24 protein-coding genes and 1 pseudogene are annotated in these 25,673 nt (G+C 63.0%); 13 read left to right on the forward strand and 12 right to left on the reverse strand.

All coding sequences use genetic code 11. The features are described from left to right. Positions 1-19 precede the first annotated feature (19 nt). The 3 genes from R4P65_RS14155 to R4P65_RS14165 are packed head-to-tail and all read left to right on the forward strand — an operon-like array spanning position 20 to position 2,784. The gene (locus R4P65_RS14155; RefSeq protein WP_317826978.1) at positions 20-1,375 is read left to right on the forward strand and encodes a hypothetical protein; all 1,356 of its coding nucleotides are present in this window, start codon (positions 20-22) and stop codon (positions 1,373-1,375) included. Continuing rightward, on the forward strand, positions 1,375-1,959 hold the full coding sequence (locus R4P65_RS14160; RefSeq protein ID WP_317826979.1) for a GNAT family protein: 585 nt from the start codon (positions 1,375-1,377) through the stop codon (positions 1,957-1,959). The genes R4P65_RS14155 and R4P65_RS14160 overlap by 1 nt, the downstream gene beginning before the upstream one ends. Positions 1,960-2,004: 45 nt before the next feature. Then, complete coding sequence (locus tag R4P65_RS14165; RefSeq protein ID WP_317826980.1) at positions 2,005-2,784, forward strand: DUF4190 domain-containing protein; 780 nt, start codon at positions 2,005-2,007, stop codon at positions 2,782-2,784. Between the two features lie 47 nt (positions 2,785-2,831). Here the strand turns inward: R4P65_RS14165 and R4P65_RS14170 are convergent, their stop codons facing one another. From R4P65_RS14170 to R4P65_RS14180, 3 genes are all read right to left on the reverse strand, one after another. Continuing rightward, the gene (locus R4P65_RS14170) at positions 2,832-4,409 is read right to left on the reverse strand and encodes a glycosyltransferase family 87 protein (RefSeq protein WP_317826981.1); all 1,578 of its coding nucleotides are present in this window, start codon (positions 4,407-4,409) and stop codon (positions 2,832-2,834) included. A 39-nt stretch (positions 4,410-4,448) separates the two neighbouring features. Further along, positions 4,449-6,593 carry a transglycosylase domain-containing protein gene (locus R4P65_RS14175; protein ID WP_317826982.1) on the reverse strand — a complete coding sequence of 715 codons (2,145 nt, stop codon included), beginning with the start codon at positions 6,591-6,593 and terminating at the stop codon, positions 4,449-4,451. 562 nt (positions 6,594-7,155) lie between these two features. Further along, entirely contained in the window at positions 7,156-7,575 is a 420-nt protein-coding gene (locus R4P65_RS14180; RefSeq protein WP_042448217.1) for a DUF5318 family protein, read from the reverse strand. Positions 7,576-7,682: 107 nt separating this feature from the next. Here R4P65_RS14180 and R4P65_RS14185 point away from each other — a divergent pair, with 107 nt between their 5' ends. The 6 genes from R4P65_RS14185 to R4P65_RS14210 all read left to right on the forward strand — a co-directional run bounded on the left by R4P65_RS14185 (position 7,683) and on the right by R4P65_RS14210 (position 13,079). Further along, positions 7,683-8,447 (forward strand): DUF1707 domain-containing protein, encoded by a 765-nt coding sequence (locus R4P65_RS14185; protein ID WP_317826983.1) that lies wholly within the window; start codon positions 7,683-7,685, stop codon positions 8,445-8,447. Between the two features lie 30 nt (positions 8,448-8,477). Next, positions 8,478-9,290 (forward strand): DUF1707 domain-containing protein, encoded by an 813-nt coding sequence (locus R4P65_RS14190; protein ID WP_317826984.1) that lies wholly within the window; start codon positions 8,478-8,480, stop codon positions 9,288-9,290. A gap of 10 nt (positions 9,291-9,300) precedes the next feature. Further along, positions 9,301-10,101, forward strand: a complete 801-nt coding sequence (locus R4P65_RS14195) for a DUF1707 domain-containing protein (protein WP_317826985.1) — start codon at positions 9,301-9,303, stop codon at positions 10,099-10,101. A gap of 116 nt (positions 10,102-10,217) precedes the next feature. Continuing rightward, positions 10,218-10,781, forward strand: a complete 564-nt coding sequence (locus R4P65_RS14200) for a PadR family transcriptional regulator (RefSeq protein ID WP_230815794.1) — start codon at positions 10,218-10,220, stop codon at positions 10,779-10,781. After that, positions 10,774-11,877, forward strand: a complete 1,104-nt coding sequence (locus R4P65_RS14205) for an inositol-3-phosphate synthase (protein ID WP_230815793.1) — start codon at positions 10,774-10,776, stop codon at positions 11,875-11,877. Before R4P65_RS14200 ends, R4P65_RS14205 begins: the two co-directional genes overlap by 8 nt. A 143-nt stretch (positions 11,878-12,020) precedes the next feature. Then, positions 12,021-13,079 carry an isopenicillin N synthase family dioxygenase gene (locus tag R4P65_RS14210; protein WP_317826987.1) on the forward strand — a complete coding sequence of 353 codons (1,059 nt, stop codon included), beginning with the start codon at positions 12,021-12,023 and terminating at the stop codon, positions 13,077-13,079. Positions 13,080-13,086: 7 nt separating this feature from the next. On the opposite strand, the gene R4P65_RS14215 is transcribed toward R4P65_RS14210, so the two are convergent. Together R4P65_RS14215 and R4P65_RS14220 are read right to left on the reverse strand one after the other, a co-directional pair. Next, a complete protein-coding gene (locus R4P65_RS14215; RefSeq protein WP_317826988.1) occupies positions 13,087-15,204 on the reverse strand; it encodes an FAD-dependent oxidoreductase in 2,118 nt (705 codons plus the stop codon). Between the two features lie 59 nt (positions 15,205-15,263). Continuing rightward, entirely contained in the window at positions 15,264-16,649 is a 1,386-nt protein-coding gene (locus R4P65_RS14220; protein ID WP_317826989.1) for a PLP-dependent aminotransferase family protein, read from the reverse strand. Between the two features lie 97 nt (positions 16,650-16,746). On the opposite strand from R4P65_RS14220, the gene R4P65_RS14225 reads away from it, so the two are divergent. Further along, positions 16,747-17,454, forward strand: a complete 708-nt coding sequence (locus tag R4P65_RS14225; RefSeq protein WP_317826990.1) for a pyridoxamine 5'-phosphate oxidase family protein — start codon at positions 16,747-16,749, stop codon at positions 17,452-17,454. 65 nt (positions 17,455-17,519) lie between these two features. Here R4P65_RS14225 and R4P65_RS14230 read toward each other — a convergent pair whose 3' ends face one another. The 4 genes and pseudogenes from R4P65_RS14230 to R4P65_RS14245 form a co-directional block, all read right to left on the reverse strand. Next, the gene (locus R4P65_RS14230; protein WP_317826991.1) at positions 17,520-18,758 is read right to left on the reverse strand and encodes an HNH endonuclease signature motif containing protein; all 1,239 of its coding nucleotides are present in this window, start codon (positions 18,756-18,758) and stop codon (positions 17,520-17,522) included. A gap of 60 nt (positions 18,759-18,818) precedes the next feature. Next, the gene (locus R4P65_RS14235) at positions 18,819-19,634 is read right to left on the reverse strand and encodes a slipin family protein (protein ID WP_317826992.1); all 816 of its coding nucleotides are present in this window, start codon (positions 19,632-19,634) and stop codon (positions 18,819-18,821) included. Then, positions 19,631-20,101: an NfeD family protein gene (locus tag R4P65_RS14240; protein WP_054781168.1), complete on the reverse strand. Its 471-nt coding sequence runs from the start codon at positions 20,099-20,101 to the stop codon at positions 19,631-19,633. Before R4P65_RS14240 ends, R4P65_RS14235 begins: the two co-directional genes overlap by 4 nt. Before the next feature lie 117 nt (positions 20,102-20,218). Beyond that, a pseudogene (locus R4P65_RS14245) lies at positions 20,219-20,547 on the reverse strand (IclR family transcriptional regulator C-terminal domain-containing protein); the annotation flags it as partial. Here R4P65_RS14245 and R4P65_RS14250 point away from each other — a divergent pair. Further along, positions 20,506-20,811: a hypothetical protein gene (locus R4P65_RS14250; protein ID WP_411742543.1), complete on the forward strand. Its 306-nt coding sequence runs from the start codon at positions 20,506-20,508 to the stop codon at positions 20,809-20,811. The pseudogene R4P65_RS14245 and the gene R4P65_RS14250 sit on opposite strands and share 42 nt — an antisense overlap. Before the next feature lie 375 nt (positions 20,812-21,186). Continuing rightward, positions 21,187-22,437: a reverse transcriptase family protein gene (locus tag R4P65_RS14255; RefSeq protein WP_317826994.1), complete on the forward strand. Its 1,251-nt coding sequence runs from the start codon at positions 21,187-21,189 to the stop codon at positions 22,435-22,437. Positions 22,438-22,447: 10 nt separating this feature from the next. Here R4P65_RS14255 and R4P65_RS14260 read toward each other — a convergent pair whose 3' ends face one another. From R4P65_RS14260 to R4P65_RS14270, 3 genes are read right to left on the reverse strand one after another with little or no spacing between them, the layout of a single operon-like run. Then, complete coding sequence (locus R4P65_RS14260; RefSeq protein ID WP_317826995.1) at positions 22,448-22,834, reverse strand: RidA family protein; 387 nt, start codon at positions 22,832-22,834, stop codon at positions 22,448-22,450. 43 nt (positions 22,835-22,877) lie between these two features. Beyond that, the gene (locus tag R4P65_RS14265) at positions 22,878-23,690 is read right to left on the reverse strand and encodes an alpha/beta hydrolase (RefSeq protein WP_317826996.1); all 813 of its coding nucleotides are present in this window, start codon (positions 23,688-23,690) and stop codon (positions 22,878-22,880) included. Next, complete coding sequence (locus R4P65_RS14270) at positions 23,687-24,469, reverse strand: IclR family transcriptional regulator (protein WP_095971653.1); 783 nt, start codon at positions 24,467-24,469, stop codon at positions 23,687-23,689. Before R4P65_RS14270 ends, R4P65_RS14265 begins: the two co-directional genes overlap by 4 nt. A 196-nt stretch (positions 24,470-24,665) precedes the next feature. Here R4P65_RS14270 and R4P65_RS14275 point away from each other — a divergent pair, with 196 nt between their 5' ends. Continuing rightward, the gene (locus R4P65_RS14275) at positions 24,666-25,670 is read left to right on the forward strand and encodes an ABC transporter substrate-binding protein (RefSeq protein WP_317826997.1); all 1,005 of its coding nucleotides are present in this window, start codon (positions 24,666-24,668) and stop codon (positions 25,668-25,670) included. The last annotated feature ends 3 nt before the right edge of the window (positions 25,671-25,673 follow it).

Genomic DNA, 25,673 nt, shown 5'->3' on the forward strand with positions numbered 1-25,673 from the left:
GCCCCCTAGGGTGAGAATCATGCGAACAGACCGCAAGACCCCGGCGTCGATCCTGGCGTTGGTCGTCGGATTGTGCGGCCTGACGATGGCGCTGGGCTATTTCAACAAGGCCAGATGCGGCGGCGCACCGTTCGCTCCCGACGGGCGAAGCCTGAACTTCGACGTCAACAAGAACATCGACGTCTGCTACTCCGACATTCAGTTGCTGTGGCTAGGACGAGGTATCGATCAGCATCTGTTCCCCTTCGTCACCGGCGGGATAACCCCCGAAGGGTTCCTGACCGGCGGAACCGTCGAGTACCCGGTGCTCAGCGGGATTCTGATGTGGCTGGGCGGAATCGGCTCACACACCGACACTGATTTCCTTCTGCACTCGGCACTGATCCTGGCTCCTTTCGGACTGCTCACCGCGTGGATGCTCGGCAAGATGAGCGGCGCGTACGCGCTCGTGTGGTCGGCAACACCGCCGCTGGTGTTGTACGCATTCCACAACTGGGAGCTCCCGGTGGTGGCTACCAGCGTCGGCGCGATCTTCCTGATGACGTTCGAGCGGATCCCGCTGCGAGCTCGCGCGATTCTGGCGGCCGTCATCCTGGCGATCGGCTTCTGCTTGAAGCTGTACCCGGGAATGTTCGTGCTGCCGCTCATGGCCTACGTGCTCCTGCACGGAACTGAAAGCAAGCGCTACGACGTTCGTGGGGCGCTGATGACGGCGGGCGCGGCGATCGGCACCGTGGTCCTGGTCAACCTGCCGTTCGCCCTCATCTCGTACGAAGGCTGGCGCGCGTCGTTCAGCTTCCAAGAGAAGCGAAGCGCGGACATCACCACAAACTCCGTGTGGTTCTGGGGTTTGCGCCCGTTCTACGGTTTCGGAGTTCGCGAACTCAACGCCGACTACGACGCGCTGGTGAGCATCCTGTCCCCGGTGATGATCCTGTTGTCGTTCGCGCTCGCGATGTATCTGGGTTGGCGTCGCTACGTCCGCGACGGCTACTTTCCGTGGATTGCAGTCAGTGCCGCGATGCTGTGCGGATTCGTGTTGCTGCACAAGGTCAATTCACCGCAGTACACACTGTGGATCCTGCCCTTCCTCGTACTGTTCAAGATCCGGTGGTTCTGGATCGTCGCCTATCTGATCGTCGATGCAGCGTTGGGCATCGGCGTCTTCCGGTACTTCTACCAACTGGACATGAATCTCGATCCGAGCAAGTACGAAGCCGTCGTCCAGGCGAGTGTGTGGGGCCACGTCATCCTGCTCGCCGTGTTCTTCTTCCTGTTCCTGCGAGTCCCGTTGCGGTATCCGCTTGCCGGTGGAACCGATCGGATTGTCAACTCCGACAACAACCTTCCGACTCACTCACGGGAGCACGCCTGATGACTGCATCGTGGTTCGAATCACCGACGCTGACCGGTGATCGTGTCCAACTCGAACCCCTGGGCGCCGCGCACACCGACGCTCTGCTCGCAGCTGCTGACGACCCGGCGATCTTTCGTTGGACCGCGGCGCCGATCACCGATCGGGAACAGGCAGAGAAGTACATCTCTGCAGCCGTCGACGACCCGAATCGGATCGCCTTCGCGCAGGTGAACATCGCGACGAACGCCGTGGTCGGCACTACGTCCATGTACCAGATCGACCCGGTAAACCGCAGTCTTGCAATCGGATACACGTGGTTGTCGCGATCGGTTCAGGGAACCGGGATCAATCCCGAATCGAAGCTGCTCCTGCTTCGTCACGCCTTCGACCAGCTCGAAGCCGTACGCGTCGAGTGGCATACGGACGAGTTCAACGAACAGTCCAGGGCAGCGATCACAAAGCTCGGCGCTCAGTTCGAGGGCCTGCTGCGCAAGCACCGACGACGCGTCGACGGCAGTTGGCGCACAACGGCACTGTTCGCGATGACCGACGACGACTGGCCGACCATCGCACCTCAGCTGGAGACACGTACCCGAAACTAGCCATCACCTGCACTCTTCGACGAAGTCCATGCCAAGATTCACCTCATGAGCGATCAGGGTGGGTACGGGTACCAGGGCAATCAGAATTGGCAACCGGCTCCGTACGGGCAGCCTGATCCGTACGGCAGGCGGCCGACGAACACGCTCGCGGTACTCGCTCTCGTCTTCGCCTTCCTCATCGCGCCGTTGGGGATCGTCTTCGGGCACATCGCACGCGGCCAGATCAAGCGGACCGGCGAAGAAGGTGACGGACTCGCTCTTGCCGGACTGATCATCGGCTACATCTTCACCGCACTGGGCATCCTGGCCGTGGTGGTGTGGATCGCGTTCTTCGGGCTGCTCGCGGCCGCTTTCGGCAACGCCGCGAACGAGGCGAGTTCGCGGAGTTTCACCTACACGACGCCGTACTCGTACTCCACGACCACGACTCGGGCACCGAGTGCACCCACCACAGCGCCGAGAACGACGACACCCCCACGCGTCACAACCTCGATCGGTCCGGCGCCTACCGTCTCCGGCACCGACCGTCAGGGCTTCATCTCCGGCGGTCCCAGTTGCAACTCCAGCAATCCTGCCGTCGCCATTGCCGTCACGACTGGATCCCGAATCGTCATCTGTGAGACCGGAGTTGGCCGTTACTACTACAAGGGTCAACGGCTGAGCGACGGCGCCACCATCGAACTCGACGATCCAACCCCCACCGGCAACGGATTCACCGTCACCAACAAGGACGTGACATACAAGCTCACCTCCGCCGGATTGGTCATCTCCGGTAGCGGAGGCGAGTTGAGCAGGGAAGCGGCGGTCGAGTTCTGGATGAACTGACCCGCGTCAGCCGGCGCACGGATCCTGGTAGGGAACAGGCGGTGACGTCAAACCGTGACGGGATCCGGTTCCTTCGCCTTGGACGGCTTCAACCAACCTGGTAGCCAGGCAGGTTGGTTGTCCGGTGCCTGATCGAGAACGCCGCCCGCCGGATCGTCGATGAACCCGTACCGCACGAGATCCCCCGACGGCCGGTAGATCTGCCGCACCACCAGCGCGCACAGAACCAGCACTGCGATGTCCCGGATCACGACGGTTCCGGTGAACCACTGCTCGGGCAGACCCTTGTTGGACACCCCGAGGTAATACATCATTCGTGGAACCCAGACCAGGGCGTCGATGGTCATCCACGCGAGCAGGAGTCTGCGATGCGGCAAGGCCAACACGGCCAGCGGCACCAGCCACAGCGAATACTGCGGGCTCCACACCTTGTTGGTGAGCAGGAAGCCTGCCACGAGCAGGAAGCACAGCTGCGCAACGCGCGGACGACGCTGCGCCGTCAGGGCGACGTATCCGACACCGATGCAGACGGCCACGAACAACAGCAGAGAGACGGCGTTGAGATTCGACGGCGACTCACCTTGCGCGAGAGGACCGTCGAGGCCCTTCCACGACGTGAACGACGCGATCACGTTGTAGAGCGAATCCGGATCGGCCCCGCGTTCGGAGTTGAGCCGGAAGAACTCGTACCAACCATGGGGGTACAGCGCGGCAATGGGCAGGTTCACCGCAAGCCATGCCGCGACCGCGCTGAGAGCGGTCACCAGCCAGTCCCTCGTCTTGCCCGCGCGCAGACACAGGACCAAGAGCGGTCCCAGTAGGAGCAGCGGGTAGAGCTTCGCGGCGCCGCCCAGGCCGAGCAGGATTCCCGCGAGCACGGGCCGCTTGCGTGCCCATGCCAACAACCCACCCGCCGCGAACGCCGTCGCCAGAGGATCGAAGTTCGTGAACACGTGCACGATCACCAACGGGGAACACGCGATGAGAGCGCCGTCCCACACTCGTCGTCCGGCCAGCAGGGTGCTCGCCCACACGGTGACCAGCCACGCCAACGCCAACCCGAACGCCACGACGTTGAAATAGAGCGCCACCTGAATCGCGCCCGGCAGCCAGGTGATCGAATCCCACGCCTTGGCGACTTTCATTGCGCCGTACTGATAGAGCCCCGAGATGACCGGATACTCCATGTACCGCATCTGGATCGAACCGTCGCCGCGTACTTCTTCCCACGACGTCTTGTACGGAAAAGCTCCCTGATCGAGGCGCTCGGCTCCGTACAGCGGAACGGTGTCGGAGTAACACATCGCCACGTACTGACGGCTGCCACTCCAATCGAGGCCGACCTGCCCGCTCTCGCCGACCGGCGCCTGCTGAATACAGCCCGCCTTGGCGAACCAGCCGAAAGCCAAGAACACCACGGCGAGCAGAAGGATCACTCGCATCGGTGTGAAGAAGCGAGTGCGCCCGATCAGTGCGTGACGACCTACCGGACCGCCGACGGTTCCCGACAGCGCAGACACCATCGCGTCGTTGCGACTGGGAACGTCCCGCCAATCCGCCGAACGACGATCTTCGGCCAGCGGAGCGGGGGAGGTCGGTTCGGCATCATCAGCATTCGCGGCCACTCCGCGAGGTTACCGTCTTTCGAACCGACCACCCTCCAACTACTGGCCGGGGCTCACACCTGCCGGTTCTTCCTCGGTGGTCTCGCCTGCCCCTGGTACCTGCGGCGTGGTCGTCGTCGGCCTGGAGATTCCCGGGATCGGAATCGTGATGCCCGGCAGAACCTCGACCTGCGTCGTCGTCACCACGGGCGGCGGAGTGGTTTCCGTCGTCGTCGGTGCGGTGGTCGGCGGCGCCGACGTCTTGGGCGGTGCGGGTGCCGTGTACTCCGGAACACCACCGGCCTGGCCGTTGATCTTGCCCGGCGTCGGGAACTTCTCGTTGTCAGTGCCGTCGAGGGCGCCGTCCATCGTGTCCTTCCAGATGTCCGAAGGCAGACCCGAGCCGTAGATCATCGCGCCACCCGAGTTGGTGATCGCTTCACCGTCGGGAGTTCCGACCCAGACCGCGGTCGAGAGTGACGGCGTGTAGCCGACCATCCACGCGTCCTTGTTGGCTCCGGTGTCACCGAGCTGCGCGGTACCTGTCTTCGACGCCGACAGACGTCCGCCGGCCAGGTTGTGACCGCGCGAGTACGCCGCGATCGGCTGCATCGCTGCCGTCACGTTGTCCGCCACGGCAGCGTCGATGCGATCCTCTCCCGCGGGTGCGCCGCGGTCCAGCAACACGGTGCCGTCGGCCGCGACGACCTTCTGCACGAAGTGCGGTGCGTGATAAGTACCGGACGCGGCGAGCGTCGCGTACGACGACGCCATGTCGAGCACGCGGGCCTGGTACTGGCCGAGCACGATGCCGTTGTTGGGACCGGAACCGTCAGCCTCGGTGAGAGACGGGCCGACGCCCGGGATGTCCTTCGGAATGCCTGCCTTGTGAGCGATGTCCGCGATTTCCTGCGGGCCGTTGCCGTCGAGGCTGAGCATCTGGCGGTAGAAGCTGGTGTTCAGTGAACGCTTGAGGGCTTCGGCGATGGTGCAGGTGCCGCAGCTTTCACCTTCGACGTTGCCGATGGAGATGCCGTTGACGGTCAGCGGCGAGCTGTCGTACATCTGCGAGAGCGGAATTCCCTGATCCAGGGCGGCTGCGAGGCCGAACACCTTGAACGAAGAACCGGTCTGAAGTCCGGCATTCGCGAAGTCGAATCCCGCGCCGTCCTCACCGCCGTAGTACGCCTTGACCGCCCCGGTCTTCGGGTCGACCGAGACGACTGCGGTGCGCAGGTTCTCCGGCTCGCCTTGCATGTTGGAACGGGCTGCCTCGACCGCTGCGGCCTGAGCCTGCGGGTCGATGGTCGTGGTGATCTGCAAGCCCTCAGTGTTGAGCAACTGCTCGCTGATTCCGGCGTCGCCGATCTCCTTCAGCACCTGACGCTTGATCAGGCCTTCGGGTCCGGTCGAGCCTTGGCTGCTGTTGTCGACCTGGGCGAGCGGGATGTAGGCGGGGTACTGCATCGGCGTGCGCGCAGCCTGATCCAGCGTGCCTGCGGACACCATGCCGTCGAGCACGTAGTCCCAACGAGACTTCGCGCCGGTCGGGTTGGTCTCGGGATCGAGGAGCGACGGAAGCTGAATCGACGACGCCAGGACGGCGCCTTCCTCGATGGTCAGCTGGTCGACGGGCTTACCGAAGTACGCCTTGGACGCTGCGCCGATGCCGTAGGCACCGCGACCGAAGTAGATGGTGTTCAGATACGCGGCGAGGATGTCGTCCTTGGACCATTCATTTGCCATCTTCGAGGCGATGACAAGCTCTTTCATCTTTCGCGTCAGCGAACGCTCCGAGCCGACGAGCGCCTTCTTCACGTACTGCTGCGTGATGGTCGAGCCACCACCGGCACTGTCGCGACCGAGGACGTTGTCTCGGGCTGCGCGTGCGAAACCGGAGATCGAGAAGCCCGGGTTCGAGTAGAAATCGCGGTCCTCTGCGGCCAGAACGGCGTTCCGAACGTGAAGCGGTACCTGATCGAGCGAAACCTCGACGCGGTTGCCGTCCGGCGGGACGACAGTACTGATCACCGTGGTGCCGTCGGCGGCGAAGACCGTCGCCACCTGATTGGTCTTGAGGTCACCGGGCTTGGGGACGTCCTGCACGATGTACGCCGCCATGAAGGCAAGGACGGGCAGAACAAGACCGAGCGCCACCAAGACGTAGGCCGAGCGGCGAACTGTGCGCCACTTGGACTTCTTCACGGTGCTCTTTCTTCCCTTCGGGGGTTGTCCGTCATTGCCACCCCCACCGGAGCCACCAGTCGGCGGCTTCGTCGGCGGAGGTCCGACCGGCGGGCGGGTGCCCGCGTTGGTACGGGTGGTCGCTGCTGCTGCCGCGACGCGCTGGGTCGGTTCGTTCGCCTGAGCGCGGGCAGGGCGATCTTGTGGCGGTGGGCCGGAAGGTCGGCCTTGCGGCGGACGACCCTGCGGCGGGGGTCCGGCAGGACGGCCATGAGGAGGCGGGCCGGAAGGTCGACCCTGTGGCGGGCGCCCCTGGGGCGGGGGCCCCATCGGACGGCCTTGCGGCGGACGCCCCTGAGGGGGCGGACCCATCGGAGGACGTCCCTGGGGCGGCGGACCCATGGGACGTCCCTGCGGCGGACGACCCTGAGGAGGTCCGGCGGGACGGTTGGGACCGACGGGACGGCCACCCGGGTTGTTGCCGCCCGGGTTGTTGTTGCTGGGGGAACTCACGAATCAAATCTCCAGTGGTCACGGACCGATCACGTGCAGACTTCGATCGGGCCCTTCTTCGGGTGTGGCGTTACTCGCTGGCGGTGCGCCGGCTTGGTGGGCGTGCTCGCCGCGGTCGCGGCGGCGCAGGTACTGCGCCGAGCACATAGGACTGCACCAAGTGGTTCCAACTGCAGGTACGGCACACCTCTACAACGTGCACCGTGAACTCCTCTGCTGTTTCCGCAAGCCGAGCGAGCTCGTCCGAGGTTCGGGCGGATCCCGAAACTTGGCCGAGCTTGTCGCCGAACACCCAGGACACGAGCGTCAACTGTTCCTTGCGGCAGATGGGGCAGACGACGTCGCTGCCCCGGCCGTGGAACTTCGCGGCTCTGAGTAGGTACGGATCGGCGTCACACACTTGCTTGACGTCGGTCCTACCCGCAGACACTTCGGCCAGCACAGACCGACGCGCGAGCGCGTAGTCCACAACTTGCCGCTGTATCCGCACCTGACCAGCGTACGTGCGTCGGCGCTGCGACGGACGGTTCGGGAGGGTCACGATGAACACATTTCGGGGGCTGGGGGCATAGCGACCAGCAATTATCATTGGAACCTGTGAGTTCTTCCAAGACGCCGGCCACCCGCGCACGCGATACGGATCGTATCGACGCCTGCGCCAGACTCGACGCCGCTTACGCCGAGGGACAGCTGGGCGCCGCCGAATACTTCGATCGCACCGAGCAAGCGCGAACTGCCACGACGGTGGTCGAGTTGGCGTCGTTGATCGGCGATCTACAGGAACCTGCACCTCGTGCACACGTGAAATCTCCCCACGTGACCTTTCGACGAAAAGTGCTCTACGTTTCGCTGGCCGCTGCGGCGGTGGCGGGCGCGATTGCACTGGCTGCAGCCCAACGCGGTCCGCTCGAGCCACCGGCCGACGTGGTCGAACGGTTCACAGCAAGCACCGAGCCTGCCGATTCTCCGTTTACTCCCACCGGCATCGACGACGTCTTCGCGTCGTTCGTGACGACGTACGGTTCCGAGCCGGTGCGGGTTGCCACCTTTTACCCCGATCGAGCGGTGGTCGGCCGCGTCGACGGATCAGGGAACTTCCGGAACTTCGATTTCCGCGGCACTCTCACTCCGTCCGACGAACCCGCGTCGGTGGCCGGCAACACGGACATGGACCTCACCTACGTGAACCGCGACGCCTTGGTATCGGTGATCGCACAGTCCCCCGCCGCGCTGGCCGGTACCCGCGTGGACCACATCACCTTGGCCGATTCGGGTGCGCCGGTGATAAGCATCTACGTCGTCGACGACACCGGGGCGTACACGGGCGTGCGCAAGATGACCTTCGACGGCAGGGTGTTCTGACGCACAGGCCTTGAATTTAGGATTCTCGGCATGGCCCAGAAATATCCGCCGAACACCCGCGCCGCAAACCGGGACAGGGAGACAACCGCGGCCGTCGTTGATGCGGCGTTCGGGGACGGACAGTTGAACGCCGCCGAGCATCGCGCCGCCGCGCAGGCAGTGGCGAAAGCGCGCACCCTCGACGAACTGGCCGCCATCGTCGCCGACTTGCAGGGCGCAGCGAATCCGCCGTCCGATCGACGTCGCCCACCAAAACGACCGGTGCCGTGGTTCGCAGCGGCAACGGTGGCGGCAGCGCTAGTCGTCGGCGTCGGGGCCTATTCGCTCACGCACCGAGATCCCGTGACGCCGCCGTCCGCAGTTGCGCCTGCCGCTGTCCCGAACCCGGAGCCCTTGGTCATACCCACACCCTTCATGGCGAGCGCGGAAGGGATCGCCCTCTTACGTGACCGGTTGCGGGAAAAGTTCGGCTCCACCGTCGTCGACGAGATCACCTTCAACAACAGCGCAGCCTATTTCTCCCTCGCTGTTCCCGGTCAACCCAACCGGAAGATCAAGTACTCCTTTCGCGGCGGCTTCACTGCGGATGGCGATCCGGAAAGCCGTAAGATCGACACTGCGACAGTCGATCTCGACGCGATTGATCTCGAAGCCGTACGACGAAACATCGAGGCGATCCAGCGGCACGTCAATGTGCCCGACGCCCAGGTCTACTACATTTCGTACACTGCCGGAGAAGAACCTCTGCTGGATATTTCGGCGAAAAACAGCTTCGGCGAAGGCGGATTCGTCAATACCACCTCCGCTGGCGAACTCGTCCGCGTCTACGCCTTCACCGACTAGGAATCAGATCATGCCGTCGAGTCCCTCCCCGTCCAAACGTGCACGAGATTCCGACCGAGCCGATACCTGCGGGGTGCTGGACAACGCCCTCACAGACGGGCAGTTACATGCCGTAGAATACGAGTCTCGAACATCAAAAGCAATGTCCGCCAAAACAATTCATGACCTTCAGGTTCTCGTGAATGACCTTCAGATCCCCTCTCGATATCTCGACACCGAGGTGGTCCGGCCCCGCCTGCCTGCGCCACCGAAATCGGTGAAAGCTGCTGCGTCCGTCGTACTTGTCGCCGGTGTCGTCGGGGCGCTGATCGGTTCGGCCACCAACCCGGACACGTCACCGCTCGGGACCGACGCACCGATCCCCAATCTGATGACCGGCCACGGCGTGGCGCAGTTCATCGACGATTACCGGGCCGAATTCGGCGACACCATCGCCGACACCGTCTCGCTCAGTACCGAAAACGCAACCGTAGAACGAGTGGCCCATGATCAGCCCGGCAACTACGTCAGATACATCTACGATGGTGACTTCAAATCCTGGTCGACACCTTCACCCCGAAAAACCGGGACACGAACAATCGACCTGTCGACGGTCGATCTCGAGATTCTGGCGCGGCTGATCGCCGGCGCACCGGAAACGCTCCGAGTTCCGGGCGGAGTGGTCGACCAGATCCGTTTCGAATACCCCACCATCGGCCGAGCCAATGAGCCGACTGTCTCCATGTACGTGAGAAACGAGGCCGACGACTCCGGCCACCTGGAGACCACACTGTCGGGCGAGCCGTTGAGCGTCTACGCGTTCACCCCCTGATCTAGCCGTGACACCTTGGTACACGTATCGGGCCGCAGTGTGGTTTTATATATCGGCGCGATATAGTTGGTTATCGCATCAAGCGGTTAGGTTCAACGACTCGGGAGGTTTGTCAGTTGCTCGAACTCGCAATCCTCGGGCTGCTCCTCGAGTCACCGATGCACGGATACGAGCTGCGCAAGCGGCTCACTGGTCTGCTCGGCGCATTCCGCGCGTTCTCGTACGGATCGCTGTACCCGGCACTGCGGCGCATGCAAGCCGACGGATTGATCTCGGAAAACGTCGACACTGCCACCGGCGCTCTCAAGCGTCGGGCGCGGCGCGTTTACGAGCTCACCCCGGAAGGGCGGCAACGGTTCACCGAACTGGTCGCCGACACGGGACCGCAGAACTACACCGACGACGGTTTCGGCGTTCACCTCGCCTTCTTCAGTCGCACCCCCGCAGTAGCGCGGATGCGGATCCTCGAAGGCAGGCGACGCCAGGTCGAGGAGCGCCGCGAGGGGCTCCGCGAGGCCGTCGGTCGGGCCAGCGGATCGCTGGACCGCTATACCCGTCAGCTCCACCAGCTCGGACTCGAATCGAGTGAGCGCGAAGTGCGTTGGCTCAACGAATTGATCGCAGCCGAGCAATCGACAACAGGAACATCCCGGAAAGAAGGAGAACCCGACCATGGGTGAGAACAGCACCGCGGTGCGCGTAGCCATTGTGGGCGTGGGTAACTGCGCCTCGTCCCTGGTTCAGGGCGTCCACTACTACAAGGATGCCGACGAGACCCAGACGGTCCCCGGCCTCATGCACGTCAAGTTCGGTAAGTACCACGTCCGCGATGTGCAGTTTGTCGCCGCTTTCGACGTCGACGCCAAGAAGGTCGGCTTCGACCTCTCCGAGGCCATCCTCGCGAGCGAGAACAACACCATCAAGATCGCCGACGTCCCGCCGCTGGACATCCCGGTGCTGCGCGGCCCGACCCTCGACGGCATCGGCAAGTACTACGCCGAGACCATCGAGCTGTCCGACGCCGAGCCCGTCGACGTCGTCAAGGCACTCAAGGACGCCAAGGTCGACGTCCTCGTTTCCTACCTGCCCGTCGGTTCCGACGACGCTGACAAGTTCTACGCACAGTGCGCGATCGACGCAGGCGTTGCATTTGTCAACGCCCTGCCCGTCTTCATCGCTTCCGACCCGGAGTGGGCTGCCAAGTTCAAGGACGCCGGCGTCCCGATCGTCGGTGACGACATCAAGAGCCAGGTCGGCGCCACCATCACCCACCGCGTGATGGCGAAGCTGTTCGAAGACCGCGGCGTCGTGCTGGACCGCACCTACCAGCTCAACGTCGGTGGAAACATGGACTTCAAGAACATGCTCGAGCGTGATCGCCTGGAGTCCAAGAAGGTTTCCAAGACCCAGGCCGTGACGTCCAACCTGACCGGTGCACTCGCCGGCAAGGTTCACGACCGCAACGTCCACATCGGTCCCTCGGACTACGTGGAGTGGCTCGACGACCGCAAGTGGGCATACGTCCGCCTCGAAGGTCGCGCCTTCGGTGACGCTCCCCTGAACCTGGAGTACAAGCTCGAGGTCTGGGATTCGCCCAACTCTGCAGGCATCATCATCGATGCAGTCCGTGCAGCCAAGATCGCACTGGACCGCGGCATCGGCGGACCGGTCTACCCGGCTTCCGCTTACCTGATGAAGTCCCCGCCGGTCCAGATGGCCGACGACAAGGCTCGCACCGAGCTCGAAGCGTTCATCATCGGCGCTGACGAAGCGTAGTTAGACTCACACTGATTCGGGGTCTTGCGCCAGTGGCGCAAGGCCCCGATTCTTTTATCCGCAGGGTGTTTCCGCATCCGCGCGGGTAATCACGCCTGCGGCTGCCGAATCGCCGCGCGGGTCCGTGTGCCGATCAGCGTGGAATGATGGACATCAGAACCATCACACGGATCGAGGACCCCATGTCGATTACGTCGCTGCCAGTGCTCGATCTGTCGCTGGCGCAGAACCCCGACACCGCCGAGCAGTTCCGCACTCAGCTCCGCGAGGCCACCCACGAGGTCGGATTCTTCTATCTCGTCGGCCACGGAATTCCCGACGACCTGCAGCGGCGCCTCCTCGACGTCGCCCGCGAATTCTTCGCGCTACCGACTGCCGAGAAGCTCGCGATCGAGAACGTCCGCAGCCCGCACTTCCGTGGATACACCAGGCTCGGCGGCGAACTGACCGAAGGCAAGCAGGACTGGCGCGAGCAAATCGACATCGGCACCGAACAGCCCGCTGCCGAGCGCACCGACTCCTCACCGGCCTGGGAGATCCTGCAGGGGCCCAACCAGTGGCCCGACGCCCTTCCCGAACTCCGCGACGTCATCAGCGAGTGGAACGACACGCTCACCTCGATCGCATTGAGCCTCTTGCGCGAATGGGCGGTCGCGCTAGGGCAGGACGCAAACATCTTCGACGACGCGTTCGCTCACGATCCGTCGATCCTCATCAAAGTGGTGCGTTACCCCGGACGCCCGGAAGGTGCCGGCTCCCAGGGCGTCGGCGGGCATAAGGACGCGGGCGTCCTGACACTGCTCTATGTCGAACCAGGCAAGGGCGGTCTGCAGGTCGAGCACGACGGCGACTGGATCGACGCACCGCCGATCGACGGGGCACTGGTGGTCAACATCGGCGAACTGCTCGAGGTGGCAACCGGCGGATACTTGAAAGCGACTGTGCACCGGGTAATTTCACCCGAGGGTGACGGTGAACGTATCTCGGTGCCGTTCTTCTTCAACCCGAACTATGCGGCACAGATCCCGGAGTTCGACCTACCGTCCGAGTTAGCGGCGCGCGCCACCGGCGTCACCGTGGACGCGAACAACCCGATCCACGATTCCTACGGGGCGAACGCCCTCAAGAGTCGACTACGCGCGCATCCTGATGTCGCGGCCCGATGGTGGCCGGACATCGTTGCGGCACAGAGCGCTACCTGAAACTGAACTACAAGTCCATCGCAACTTTCCACGCCGTGTGCATCGCACCTTCGATGTAGTCGACGTTCACCGCGTCACCAACCACATGCACGTCGGAGACGACGCCGATCAGAGCGTCGGCCAGTGGCGCCTGCGCCGACACACCCGACGCGACGACAACCATGTCGGCCGAAGCTGTCAGTGTCTTGTCACCGGAACGGAATTCGACGTGTTCCTTGGTGATTCGCTGCACCGTTGAATTGCGGTGAATGTTCACACCGACATGCTTGGCGTGGCGCACAGCCGTCCAGCGGCGCGGCATCGCCATCGGAATGCCCAACTGCTGACCTTCTTCGATCAGCGTCACATTTCGACCGCGCTCGGCCAGGAACTCCGCAAGCTCGAGTCCGACAAGCGAACCACCGATCACCACCACGTCCTTGCCCATGGGCAGGAACTTGCGAGTCACAGCTCGGATCGCCGCGGGACTCTTGGTGATACCGGACAGCTTGCCCAACTTGGCCATCGTCCGCAGAAACGGCGGTACCTGTGAGACGTCGCCGGCGCCGGTCAGCAAGGCGCGCAACGAGTCACCGGTATGTACGTGCGGGAGATCGCCGCCCGGAACACTCGGCCGCTCGCGGACTGCACCCGTAGCCACGACTACGGCGTCGGGATTCAGTGCCCGGATCGAGGCGACCGAGGCTTCGGTCTTCAGTCGAACATCGACACCGAGACGCTTGATTTCCACTTTCAACCAGCTGAGCAGACGCCCGTTGTCCGGGGTAGTGAGGCTCGAGAACCACAGGGTGCCGCCGAGGCGATCGGACTTGTCCAACAACGTGACTCGGTGCCCGCGTTCAGCTGCCACGCGGGCCGTCTCGAGACCGCCGGGGCCCGCGCCGACCACAACGACGTGCTTCGCAGTGCTGGTGCGAACGAAGGGGAGCAGCGCCTCGTTGCCCAGGGCGGGATTGACAGCGCACAGCGGGGTCGCGTCCCAGAAGTTCTCCTGCACGCAGACGTAGCAATTGATGCAAGGCCGAACACGCTCGGGTGCACCGTCTTTGAGTTTGTTCACCAACTGTGGATCTGCCAGCAGCTGACGGCCCATTGCGGCGAAGTCCGTGCGACCTTCCGCGATCATCTTCTCGCCGACCTCGGGGAGCATACGTCCGACGGTGATCACGGGAATCGAGATCGCCTGCTTGATTCGCGTTGCATTGTCGGTGTAGTAGCCGACCTTGTCGGGCAGGGGGCCGTCCGTGAAGTTGGCAAAAGCATTCAGTGCGGTACCGGTGACATGGATGGCGTCGGCGCCGGCCTCTTCGAACATCTTCGCGGCCGCAGCAGCCTCGTCGACCGTCAGCCCGTCGGTTTCCCCATACTCTTGACCGGCCAGACGCACGATGACGGCAAGCGAACCGCCGACCTCCTCCTTGACCGCCCGAATAACCTCGCAAGCCAGGCGAGCACGGTTCTCCATCGAACCTCCGTACTCGTCGCTGCGCTGATTCGTATACCGACTCAGGAACGCTCCGAGGACGTAGTTGTGGGCACAGTGAATCTCGACGGCGTCGCCGCCCGCCGCCTTCACCCGTCCGGCAGCCTCGGCGAACATGAGGACCAGCCAATCAAGATCTTCCTTGGTGGCCTCGTGGTAGGTCGCTCTCTTGCCCTCGTTGATGGCGGCCATCTTGCCCAGTTCTTCGGGTGTGCAATCGGCCATCGCACTCATGTCACCCGGCGGCTTCGGCGTGGACGGGACCAACTGCGGTCGGCCGTCGAGGGTATCGATGCGCGCCACCTTGCCGTGGTGTGTCATCTGCACACAGAGCTTGCTGCCTGCGTCGTGCACCGCGTCGGCCAGCGCTTTGAGTCCGGGGATGAACCGGTCTTCCGAGAGCCCCGGTTCCTTGCGGCTCGTGCAGCCAAGCGGGTACGCGACAGCGCAGCAACCGGTGATGATCAGACCCGTTCCACCGGCCGCGCGCGCCACGAAGTGGTCGATGTCGCCCTTTTCGATTTCCCCGTCTTCGCACAGGTTCATGTCCATGGCAGGGAGAACGACGCGATTGGGCACGGTCATCGGGCCGATGGTGCCTGGTGCGAGCAGGTGCGGAAAGGTCTGGCTTCGGATCGTCACGAGTGGACGCTAGAACTCGACGACACCCATCCGTTGCCGCACTCCCGATCATCGAGACTTCACGCGCTGTGACGTGCGAGGCACTCGGTTACCACCTCGAGCGCATATTCGAGGTCTGCGGAATCCACTCGCCCGTAGCCGATCACCAATCCTCCGGGGTCTCCGTGCGTTCGGGTGGACTCGACCAGGGTGGGCACTTCGACGCCGTGCTGGAGTGCCTCGCGAGCGACAGTGGCTGCCAGATCCGCGTCGAGCATGAGCGTCGTGTGCATGCCGGCGCCGAGTCCGCGCAGTTCACCGAACGATGACAGTGCTTCCTCGACCGCCCGATCGCGCTCGCGGTACCGGCGCCGGGCGGTACGTACCGCCCGATCCCATTCGCCGTCACGGAGCAGGGACAGGAGTGCTTGCTGCAGCGGAACCGACGGGAAGTCGCCGATTCGTTTGCGGTGTACTGCTATGCGGTCAGCCAGGTCGAGGGGAGCGACCAACCAGCCCAATCGAATTCCGGCACCGAGCGTCTTGGCAACCGTTCCGAGATACACCACCCGGTCAGGAGCCAACTGCGCAAGCGCAGGCAAAGGCGCTACGTCGTAACGGAATTCGGAGTCGTAATCGTCCTCGAACAGGACGACGTCGCGGGCGCGTGCGAACTCGATCAACTGGTTGCGCCGACCTACTGGAAGCAACCCACCCGTCGGATACTGATGGGACGGTGTCACATACACGCCGCGAACATTCTCCGGCGCCGATTCGAGTTGGTCTACACGGAGACCGTGCGCGTCAACCGGTACGTCCAGCAGCGACCATCCACACGCTGTTGCAGCCGAGGACGCATACCGGTACCCGGGGTCTTCCATCGCCAGCACTGCGCCACTGGTACGCAGCGCCGACAACGCCAGTCCGAGGCCGTGGGTGGCACCCGAGGCGATCAGGATTCTCTCGGGTTCAACCGACATTCCGCGAGCCCTTGCCAGCAATTCCGATAGTGCCGAACGCAATTCGTAGTCGCCCGCAGGATCGGAATCCTCGAATGGTGGCGGTTTGGCCCCGACGTCACGCCACGCCCGCCGCCACGCTGCCGATGCACGCGGCGGCGTCCACGGCACGCCCGGCCGGAGCTGCACCCTGGGCGACATCTTCTCGGCGGGCTTCGCGGTCGTAGTCGTGGGAGTGACCACAGGGGAGGGCGCCTCGGCAACGAAGGTGCCCGAGCCGTGCACAGCGACCAGCCAACCCTCTGCGATCAACTGCTCATACGCCCGTTCCACGACGCCCCGCGCGACCGCGAGTTCCGCCGCCAGTTTCCGGGAGCTGGGTAACCGCAGACCCACCGCAGCCTGGCCACTGCGAATGTCGGCTCTGAGGTGGTCGGCGACCTGGACGGGGAGCGCCCGCCGATCTGTCCGATCGAGGACCACGGCTACCGCCGAAGGAAGAAACATTCAGAGCCTTTCTAAAGTGGCCAATCAAAAGTGGCCTATCGAAGTCTCCCTTGATTGGACCATGACTTGAAGCCACTTTGCCAGCAGCATTGTTTGCATGACAGATTCCGTTGTCTTTGCTGCCCCTGCTCCTGCCCCCACTGCACCTGTTCCGCTGTCCCCGACAGCACGCACGACGCACAAGCGCGCCCGCCACCACGGCATCGCAGAACGCGCGGCACTCGTCGACGTCTTGCAGTCCGCGAAGCTGTGCCACATGGGCGTGACCGTCGGCGGAGTTCCCATGGTGTTTCCCACCGCCTACGGATTCGACCTCGACGGCCCTGACCGTGACGGGTCTATCTATGTTCACGGTTCAGTGGCTTCACGGAGCTTGGCTCCCGACAGCGAAATCTGCATCACCATCACGATCCTCGACGGACTCGTGCTGGCTCGATCGGGATTCCATCACTCGATGAACTACCGCAGCGGCGTCATTGTCGGATCACCTCGAGTCGTGACCGACAACGACGAGCGAGTGAAGGCTTTGGATCTGATCGTCGACCAGGTGGTCCCCGGACGTTCTCAACACTTGCGGGATCACACGCGCAAGGAAATGGCGGCAACCGTCGTTCTTGCACTGCCGTTGTACGAGGCTTCCGTCAAGGCTCGCACCGGCGGTCCCGGTGATGATGCCGCCGACATCGGTGTCGAAACCATTTGGGCTGGAGTAGTTCCCGCAGCTACGCACTTCGGTGAACCGATCCCGTCCGAGGATCTCGACTCCGGTATCGCGCTACCGGACCATATCTCGACGATGCTCTGACCGCACACGCCTTACACACCGGGGCATGGCGATGCCCCGGTGTGTACGTATTCAGTTGCGCCCGTTCAGGCTGCTGTAGGTGGGCTGTTCCCGCCGATCGGCTGCTGATACGGATCGATCGACATCGGTGGATAGAACACCGTCTTCCGATCCGGACCGATCTCCACCCGCCACTCCGTGTGGTGCAACGTCCGATGATGATGACCGCACAACAAGATCAGATTGTCGAGATCCGTTGGGCCACCATCACCCCAGTGAACAATATGATGGGCATCGCACCACCCCGACGGAGTCCCGCACCCTGGGAACGCGCACCCACCATCCCGAACTGCCAACGCCCGCCGCTGCGGCACCGTCGCCGTTCTCGCTTCCTTACCGCACTTGAGCGGAACACCATTCTCATCCAACAGAATCCGGGTGACCGTGCAGTCACACGCCAGCATCCGTGCAGTGTCGATACTGATCGGGCCCACCCAATCCGTCCACGCGAACCCCAGTTCCTCAGTGGACGGCAAGAGGTCTTTCAGAACTTTAAGGTCCGTCATGTCCTTGGCCGACGCGGTCACCGTGATGTGCGGTTTCACCCCGCCCTCGATCGGACCCAACCCCGCCCGCTCATACCGGCGCAACAACTCACAAAACCCATCCGCACGCCGTAATGCCGGCGTGCGGGTGTCTTTGACGCCGTCTTTCTCCGGTGTCGGAGCGGACAGGCTCGACAACAACGTGATCAACCGGGCACCGTTGACCGCATCCAGATCACCCTTCACCGTCACCCGCCCGTACAAGCCTTTCGAGGCGTAGAACTCATTGCGCTCAGAGTCTTCCCCTACCGGAACTCCGTCCTCACGCTTGCCGTACTGCTTCTCGATCCGCCGGATCGCAGCACGCACCGCATCACAATCCGCAATATTCTTCGACGCCAGGCCAAGCAAGATCTCGCGGGCCTTGTCCACATCCGCCAGGGTCATGTTCTTCGGTGGATGCTGACAAAACGACGCCACCTGACGAGCCTTCAACGCATCCACATCGCCCCGGTGAAACGCATCCGCGACAACAGGTTCGAGCATCAACAACCGCGCCAACCCGACCAGTAAGCTGCACTCACCGATCTCCAGATTCGTCGAACCATGCAACCACTGCGCGATCGACCGAAAACCCTTCCCGCCGAGAACATCCCGGGAAAACATCTCCACGATCAACAACACCAACCGCGACTGCAACTCGTGCCGGACACGCACCAGATCCAGAACCTCACACTTGAGATCCTCGCCACCCAGCTGCCACGCTTCCCGACTGTCCATGCAGCAATCATATTCGAACACAGTTTCGAATGCAAGAGCGGGATTGGTTGAAACTAGCTGCTAATCAACGACTTTCGCATTCCAGACAGAACGGGCATGTTCTTGGGTGGCAGGAGAAACCTCTGCTTGGCCGCCCATGAAGGGCCGGACGAGGTCCAGAGGCAAGGGGAAGACAACGGTGGAGTTGTTCTCACTACCGATCTCGTGAAGCGTCTGCAGATAACGCAATTGCAGAGTGGTCGGATTGCGGCTGATCACCTCGGCCGCCTCGGCGAGCTTGGCCGAAGCCTGAAATTCGGCGTCGGCGTTGATGATCTTGGCTCGCCGTTCACGTTCGGCCTCAGCCTGCCGGGCGATGGCGCGCTGCATGTTGGCTGGGATCTCGACGTCCTTGATCTCCACGGTCGTGACCTTGACTCCCCACGGCTCGGTCTGCTGGTCGATGACCTTCTGCAAGTCCTCGTTGAGGCGTTCACGTTCGGAGAGCAGCGAGTCCAACTCGGCCTTACCGAGAATGGAGCGCAGTGTGGTCTGGGCGATCTGCGAGGTGGCGGCCAGAAAGTCCTCGACCTCGACTATCGAACGGTCGGCGTCGACGACCCGAAAGTACGTGACGGCGGTAACCTTCACCGGAACGTTGTCGCGGGTGATCACTTCTTGGACCGGTATTTTCAGCGTGACGGTTCGCAGACTGACCCGCTCCATGCAATCAATAGCCGGAACCAGAATCACCAAGCCTGGGCCTTTCAAGGTGATCAGTCGACCGAGGCGGAACACCACTGCGCGCTCGTACTCGCGCAGGACCCTCACCGACATACCCAGGAGCACTGCAACCAGCACGACAAACACGGACAACACAACAAGCACGGTGGTCATAGCGGCAGCTCCCACGGTTCACGACGGCGCACTTTCAGAGTCAGGCCTCGAACCTGCTCTACGACGACGGATTCGCCCACGGCGGGCACAGAATCGTCGTACCCGAATTCCATTCGAGCACGCCATAATCCACCGTCGAGCTCGACCTGACCCTGCGCACCGGTCCAACTGCGAACGGTCGCGTCCGAGCCGACAAGAGATTCCGTCCCCGTACGCACGGGAGCGCGGCGCGCGGTAAGCGCTTTTCGACTCGCTACCGCCACCACGCCCAGGCCGACTACCGCGACCCCCGCCGTCACCGGGATCGCGATCAATTGGCCGATACCGTCGGATGTGAAAAGCATCCAGACGCCGGCACCGATCATGAGTGCTCCAAGCACACCGAGCACCCCCGCGGTTGGGGCATGCGCCTCGACCACGATCAACAGGACGCCCAGCAGCAGGGCAACGACACCGATCGTCGTCATCACTCGTCTCCACGCTCGCGAGGACGCGGTCACGTCGCGTAGCCAATGTGCGATCGCGCCCTCGACTTCAACGGTAATCACGTTCGGCCGGATCTGCCACAAGCGCTTCACGCCAGTTCAGAGAAGCACTTCACCGATCTGTCGCGCGGTCACCTTGGCGAGATCCGCGAGGAACGGAATCCGCTCGTTCGGAAATCCGGGGTCAACTCCTCGTCGTTGAATCCGTATCCTCGTTCGCGAGTCAGTTCCAATTCCCGGCGGATACCGGCAACATCGGTGATCGCACGCTGGGTGGTCGCTTCACGTGGCAGAGCAGCGAGTTCGGAATCGTCGATATCGGACCAGGCCAGAAAGGCTTTCCCCAGAGCGCTCGCATGCAAGGGAAGGCGAACACCCTGCAGCACGTGTCCGTCGGCCTCGCGCCACCGACTGAATCCGAGCAACACCTGCGCACGCTGATCGCCACCGACGGGCTCTTCAGCCACCCCTCACTGTGGTTCACCCGGCGCGATTTCGCGGATACCAACCCGGAGGCCCTCCAGGCGATCATCGAGGCCCTGCAGGAATCCGACGCCTGGATCGAAGCCAACCCCCGCGAAGCCGCCCAGGTCTTCGTCGACGACGTCGAGAAGCGTGGCGGGTCCGCGAGCCTCGATGCCTGGGAAGCTGCACTGCGCGGACGTCCTTTCGGTGTCAACCCTGTTACCTAAGACTCCCTGGACGAACAGCAGCGCGCGGTCGATCTCCTGCTGAGCAACGGACTACTGCCGAAGGCGGTCACCGTCCGCGAAGCAGTCGTGCCGTGGATCAGCGAGTTCGTCGGTTCGGATCGTTCGTCGATCTGAGAACCCACACCTGACAGATCCGCTTCACACGTGACAGATACCGAACGGTCTGCCATTGTGAAGGGATGCGGCGGTGCGTGGGTGAGAGTTGGTCCACGCGACCAGTCTCAGGGGTAACCCCTGGGTCGGCCAGAAGAATTGGATACTGCGTCCACCGGCGTTCGGCACGCTCCGCGTGCTTGCCGCCGCACCGGACAAAGGATTTGGTCACCCCACGCCGCCGCATCCCGGGCTCGAATCATGCGTGACTTCGAGCTCGATCCCGAGTTGGCGCGGCGCCTGGCAGTTGCTGCTGCCGATGCTCCATGGACTCTCGGTGAGCTCGAAGAGGCATTCGGAACGGTCCACGGTGTCTCAGCGACATCGCTCGCCGTCCGAGTGCTCGACCTCATGCCGGCCCCACCGTTCGAACCACAAACCCTGTACCGATTGCTACGCGAACTTCCGCGGCTTCGACCAGTCCCGGTCTCACTGGACACCAACGAATCCTCGGTGTGGCGGTTCGACGTCCCCCGTTACAACACCAGTGCAGATCTGGCGCGTTCACTGGATCTGACGATCTCCGAACTCGAATGGTTTGCCGACCGCGGGGAGTGGCTGCGAACGAAACCCCTACCGCTACGCCACTACCGGCCGATGCAGATCAGCAAGAAGGCCGGCGCTCGCCTCCTCGAGGTACCGAAACCCCGGTTGCGCGAAATCCAACGGAAGATATTGCGCCGCATACTCGACCAGGTGCCCGCACACGACGCGGCCCACGGGTTTGTCCGTGGTCGAAGTCCGCTGACCTTTGCAGCGCCGCACGCACAGTCGGAAATCGTGATCGGTGTGGACCTCGCACAGTTCTTCCCGTCGATCACCGGTGAGCGAGTCCACGCGATCTTCGCCGCGCTCGGGTATCAGCCCGCCGTGGCAGGAGCTCTCACCGGATTGTGCACCGTCGCAACACCTGCCGATACCCTGCGCGGTCTGCCGTACGCACAGGCGTCGCAGCTACGAACCGCGCATCTTCCGCAGGGCGCGCCCACTTCGCCTGCACTGGCGAATCTCGTCGCGCGCAAACTCGACATCCGGTTGAGCGTTCTCGCACAAGCGAACTGGCTCACCTACACCCGATACGCCGACGACCTCGCCTTCTCCGGAATCGAAGTGGCAGATGTCGGCACCCTCCTATGGACGGTCGAGCAGATCGCCAGGGACGAAGGGTTTGCCGTCCATCCGCGAAAGACCAAGGTGATGCGCCCTCATCGACGCCAACACCTCACCGGGCTGGTGATCAACGACCAACCGTCGTATCCGCGTGACGATTACGATCGTCTGCGCGCCCTGCTTCACAATGCTGCGAATACCTCTGCACAGGAACAGAATCGGGACGGTATCGAGAATTTCCGGGCTCACATCCACGGCCGGATCGCGCACATCGGCGAAACCAGCACTACGCGCCGACGCACATTGCTGCGCCTGGCCGAACGTGTGAATTGGGACGACTGACACCCCCGAATCAGATCCGCGGGGTGTACGCCATGCATTCGACTTCCATGTGCGCACCCAGCGCCAGTCCGTCTGTTCCGAACGCGCTGCGTGCCGGCAGTCTCGATGCCGGGAAGTACTCGAGATAGACCTTGTTGAACTCCTGCCAGCGAGACATGTCGTCAAGCATGACAGTGCATTTGAAGATCGCTTCGACGCCCGAGCCGTAGGCGATCAGCGAAGCGACAATGTTCTCCATGGTCTGGCGGGCTTGCGCTTCGAAGCCGTCGGCCAAGGTTCCGTCTGGGAGCATGCCGATCTGGCCCGACAGATACAGAACATCTCCGACACGCACTCCGGTGGAGAACGGTGTGTCGAAAGCGGGTGGGATGAACTCGACGGTCTGAGATGAATCCATTAGGTCTCCTCGGAAGTGGAATATGTTTGGCGAGTGGACGGTTTCAGCGCACTGGACGGGCGCGAACGTCGGCCAGGAAGTGCGCCACCAACTCGTTCCACGCGTGTGGGTCCTCGAAATAGGGGGAGTGACCGCGGTCGGCAAGCTCGACCACTTCTGCGTGAGGCAGGAACTCGGCGGCGCTGCGAATCCGCTCGGGTGTCATCAAATCGTCCAGCTCACCCGCGATCAGGAGAACCGGTGCAGCCACCGCCGCAAGATCGGCCGGCAAATAGTTGTGGGCCTTCAGAATTCGGAAGAACTCGGTGTCTGGTGGGCGATGGCCGAAGGTGCCGAGAGCTTGATACAGATATGCTCTCGCCATGTCCAAGCTCGGCAACCGTCCGCCCACAGCGGGGTGTTCCCCCAGTGGCCGCGCCGTGACGGGCGCCGCGGTGAGGGGAGGTGCGCTGTCCGGACCGAAGCCGACGGGAATGCCGCCGGTCGTGCAGGCCAGAACTACCGACTCCACCCGGTCCGGAACAGCGATCGCGGTCCCCAATGCGGCCCAACCGCCCATCGACTGACCGACCACATGCGCTCGATCGACCTCCAACAGGTTCATGATTTCGATCAGATCCGAGACTGCCGCTACCGGGCCGTGGTTGCCATTTTCGTTAGTGGACCGGCCGAATCCTCGCTGATCCCAGCTGATTACCCGATAGTGCTGAGCGAAGTACGGTACCTGTTGGTACCAGACCGCAGCGTTGCCGCCGAGACCGTGCGTGAGAATCAGATCCGGGCCCTCGCCGGCAGTCTCGTACCAGACCCGTTCGCCGTCTGCGACGGTGATGAAGCCCTCGGTCCGTGGAATCATCCTTCTTCTCCTGCGTCGGACGGGCGCTTGCCCGAAGTGTGGTCAGTAAGGAGTTGCTGCACTTCATCGGTCGCCCGCAGCAGGTGTTCTTCGACCATCCGCGTCGTTTTCGCGTCGAAGTCCGTGTCGAAACCGATCACCGTCAACGCGCAGAGGGGAGAGCCCTTGCGAGAAGACACTGCCCGCGAGACCGAACCGATGATGTCCTGAGATCGTTTGTGGACAACGGCGAATCCGGTTTTCTGCGTCTCGGCTATGTCGGCGAGAAAGCCGGTGGGGCCTTCCAGCGGATAGCCACTCTTCTCCACCATCGCCAGGTAGGGCGCCCGGGTGTTGTCCTCGAGTGCCGCCACCAACGCGAGCGGTCCCGCGAACCGGTGCGGCGGAAGTAGATCCCCGAGCATCCGAGTGATCATCTTGAGCCGCTCGGGACGCAACGCCGCGATGATTCGCGTCCCGCCGCTCTCGAGAACCTGCAGATTCACCATCATGTCCGTGCTCTCGGACAGCACCCGCATGGTCGGATCGCACAAGGCCGCCAACGAATGCGCTGCCGCTTCGTGGGAAACCTGAAGTGCAGCCGGGCCGGGGAGATAGCGACCGTCGTAGCGGAAGACCCAACCACGGTTCGCGAGTTCTCCGAGCACTCGGTGCGCAGTCGGGCGGAGCATCCCGACTTCTTCTGCCAGTTCGCTGAGCTTCATCGGCGTGGTCGAGCGCGCGATGGCCTCGAGTAGATCCAGCGCTTTGTCGACGGCGGACGCAGAACCCTTCGTCATCCGATCCCCTCCCGGTGCCGTGGATGTACCCGGCGATCCGAAATCTCGTGTTCTTGGAAAACCCTTGGCATTCGTCTTGGAAATTACTATAGTCACAACAATCATTCCGGCGTACGGAATTTCTTTGAGCGTCTTCACCTTCCCACCGGACTCCCGGCAAGGAAGTCCTATCTTTCCCAGCGAGAGGTTTTCGGACATGACGGTTGGACATACCCTCCGGTCGACACCACGGTTCAGAGTTGTTGCCATAGCGGCGGTCGCGACCGCGGCATTGGCACTGACCGGCTGCTCGAGCGACGCCACAGCCTCCGACGATGGGGGCACGCAGACCACCACGATTCGCATCGCTCCTCAACCGATCGCCGACTTCGCACCGATCTGGCTGGGCATGGAACAGGGGTTCTTCACCGCTGAGGGACTCGACATTCAGCTCGTCGAGGGCGGGGCCAGCTCCTCGGCTCAAATTCCGTTGCTGCTCAGCGGAAATGCAGATATGGCAGCCACAACTGCCGCTGCCGCCATTCAGGCACGCAGCCAGAACATGCCCGTCACCATCGTCGGAGGACTCACGAATTTTGCCGCGAGTGACGACGTCGACCAGTCCGGCCTCGTTGTCGCCAAGGACAGTTCCATCAGTGGCTTCCGTGACCTCGAAGGCAAAACCGTTGCGATCAGCGGTTTGAAGTCCGTCAGCGAGGCGGTCATCTCTGCCGCGGTGGAGAAATCTGGTGGAGCAGCCGACAAGATCTCGTTCATTCAGGCGCCCATGCCCAACCTCGGCGACCTGGTTTCCACTGGCGGAGCCGACGCTGCATTCCTCATCGATCCGTTCCTGAGCAAAGCAACCGACTCGGGGCTGAAGATCCTCGGCCACCCCTTCCCCTTGGCCGCACCCGGTGTACCGGGGACCTCGCTGGTCGCTTCGGAATCGTTTGTCAATGCGAACCCGGACTCACTCGCGAAATTCCTTACGGCGCTTGCCAAATCAGTTGACTACGCCAATCAGAATCCGGGCGCGGTCAAGGCCGCACTCTCGACACAAGCCAAGATTCCGCTCGAAATGCTGGCTAACAGCAAGAATCCTCAGTTCGTCGCAGTAGTGGAACCGGGCGCTCTCGGCACGGAGATCGAACTGCTGGTCAAGTATGGGGTTCTGACGGAGTCGGTTGACAGCGACTCCTTGCTGACTCCGGCCAACTAAGTT

This window comes from Rhodococcus sp. IEGM 1318 (assembly GCF_033142465.1).
Classification (GTDB): Bacteria; Actinomycetota; Actinomycetes; order Mycobacteriales; family Mycobacteriaceae; genus Rhodococcus_F; species Rhodococcus_F qingshengii_B.

Bases quoted from the DNA above. Each gene is read 5' to 3' on its own strand.
- R4P65_RS14155 (WP_317826978.1), top strand. From the start codon at position 20: ATGCGAACAGACCGCAAGACCCCGGCGTCGATCCTGGCGTTGGTCGTC.
- R4P65_RS14160 (WP_317826979.1), top strand. From the start codon at position 1,375: ATGACTGCATCGTGGTTCGAATCACCGACGCTGACCGGTGATCGTGTC.
- R4P65_RS14165 (WP_317826980.1), top strand. From the start codon at position 2,005: ATGAGCGATCAGGGTGGGTACGGGTACCAGGGCAATCAGAATTGGCAA.
- R4P65_RS14190 (WP_317826984.1), top strand. From the start codon at position 8,478: ATGGCCCAGAAATATCCGCCGAACACCCGCGCCGCAAACCGGGACAGG.
- R4P65_RS14195 (WP_317826985.1), top strand. From the start codon at position 9,301: ATGCCGTCGAGTCCCTCCCCGTCCAAACGTGCACGAGATTCCGACCGA.
- R4P65_RS14205 (WP_230815793.1), top strand. From the start codon at position 10,774: ATGGGTGAGAACAGCACCGCGGTGCGCGTAGCCATTGTGGGCGTGGGT.
- R4P65_RS14210 (WP_317826987.1), top strand. From the start codon at position 12,021: ATGATGGACATCAGAACCATCACACGGATCGAGGACCCCATGTCGATT.
- R4P65_RS14220 (WP_317826989.1), bottom strand. From the start codon at position 16,649: ATGTTTCTTCCTTCGGCGGTAGCCGTGGTCCTCGATCGGACAGATCGG.
- R4P65_RS14225 (WP_317826990.1), top strand. From the start codon at position 16,747: ATGACAGATTCCGTTGTCTTTGCTGCCCCTGCTCCTGCCCCCACTGCA.
- R4P65_RS14230 (WP_317826991.1), bottom strand. From the start codon at position 18,758: ATGGACAGTCGGGAAGCGTGGCAGCTGGGTGGCGAGGATCTCAAGTGT.
- R4P65_RS14235 (WP_317826992.1), bottom strand. From the start codon at position 19,634: ATGACCACCGTGCTTGTTGTGTTGTCCGTGTTTGTCGTGCTGGTTGCA.
- R4P65_RS14240 (WP_054781168.1), bottom strand. From the start codon at position 20,101: ATGACGACGATCGGTGTCGTTGCCCTGCTGCTGGGCGTCCTGTTGATC.
- R4P65_RS14255 (WP_317826994.1), top strand. From the start codon at position 21,187: ATGCGTGACTTCGAGCTCGATCCCGAGTTGGCGCGGCGCCTGGCAGTT.
- R4P65_RS14260 (WP_317826995.1), bottom strand. From the start codon at position 22,834: ATGGATTCATCTCAGACCGTCGAGTTCATCCCACCCGCTTTCGACACA.
- R4P65_RS14265 (WP_317826996.1), bottom strand. From the start codon at position 23,690: ATGATTCCACGGACCGAGGGCTTCATCACCGTCGCAGACGGCGAACGG.
- R4P65_RS14270 (WP_095971653.1), bottom strand. From the start codon at position 24,469: ATGACGAAGGGTTCTGCGTCCGCCGTCGACAAAGCGCTGGATCTACTC.
- R4P65_RS14275 (WP_317826997.1), top strand. From the start codon at position 24,666: ATGACGGTTGGACATACCCTCCGGTCGACACCACGGTTCAGAGTTGTT.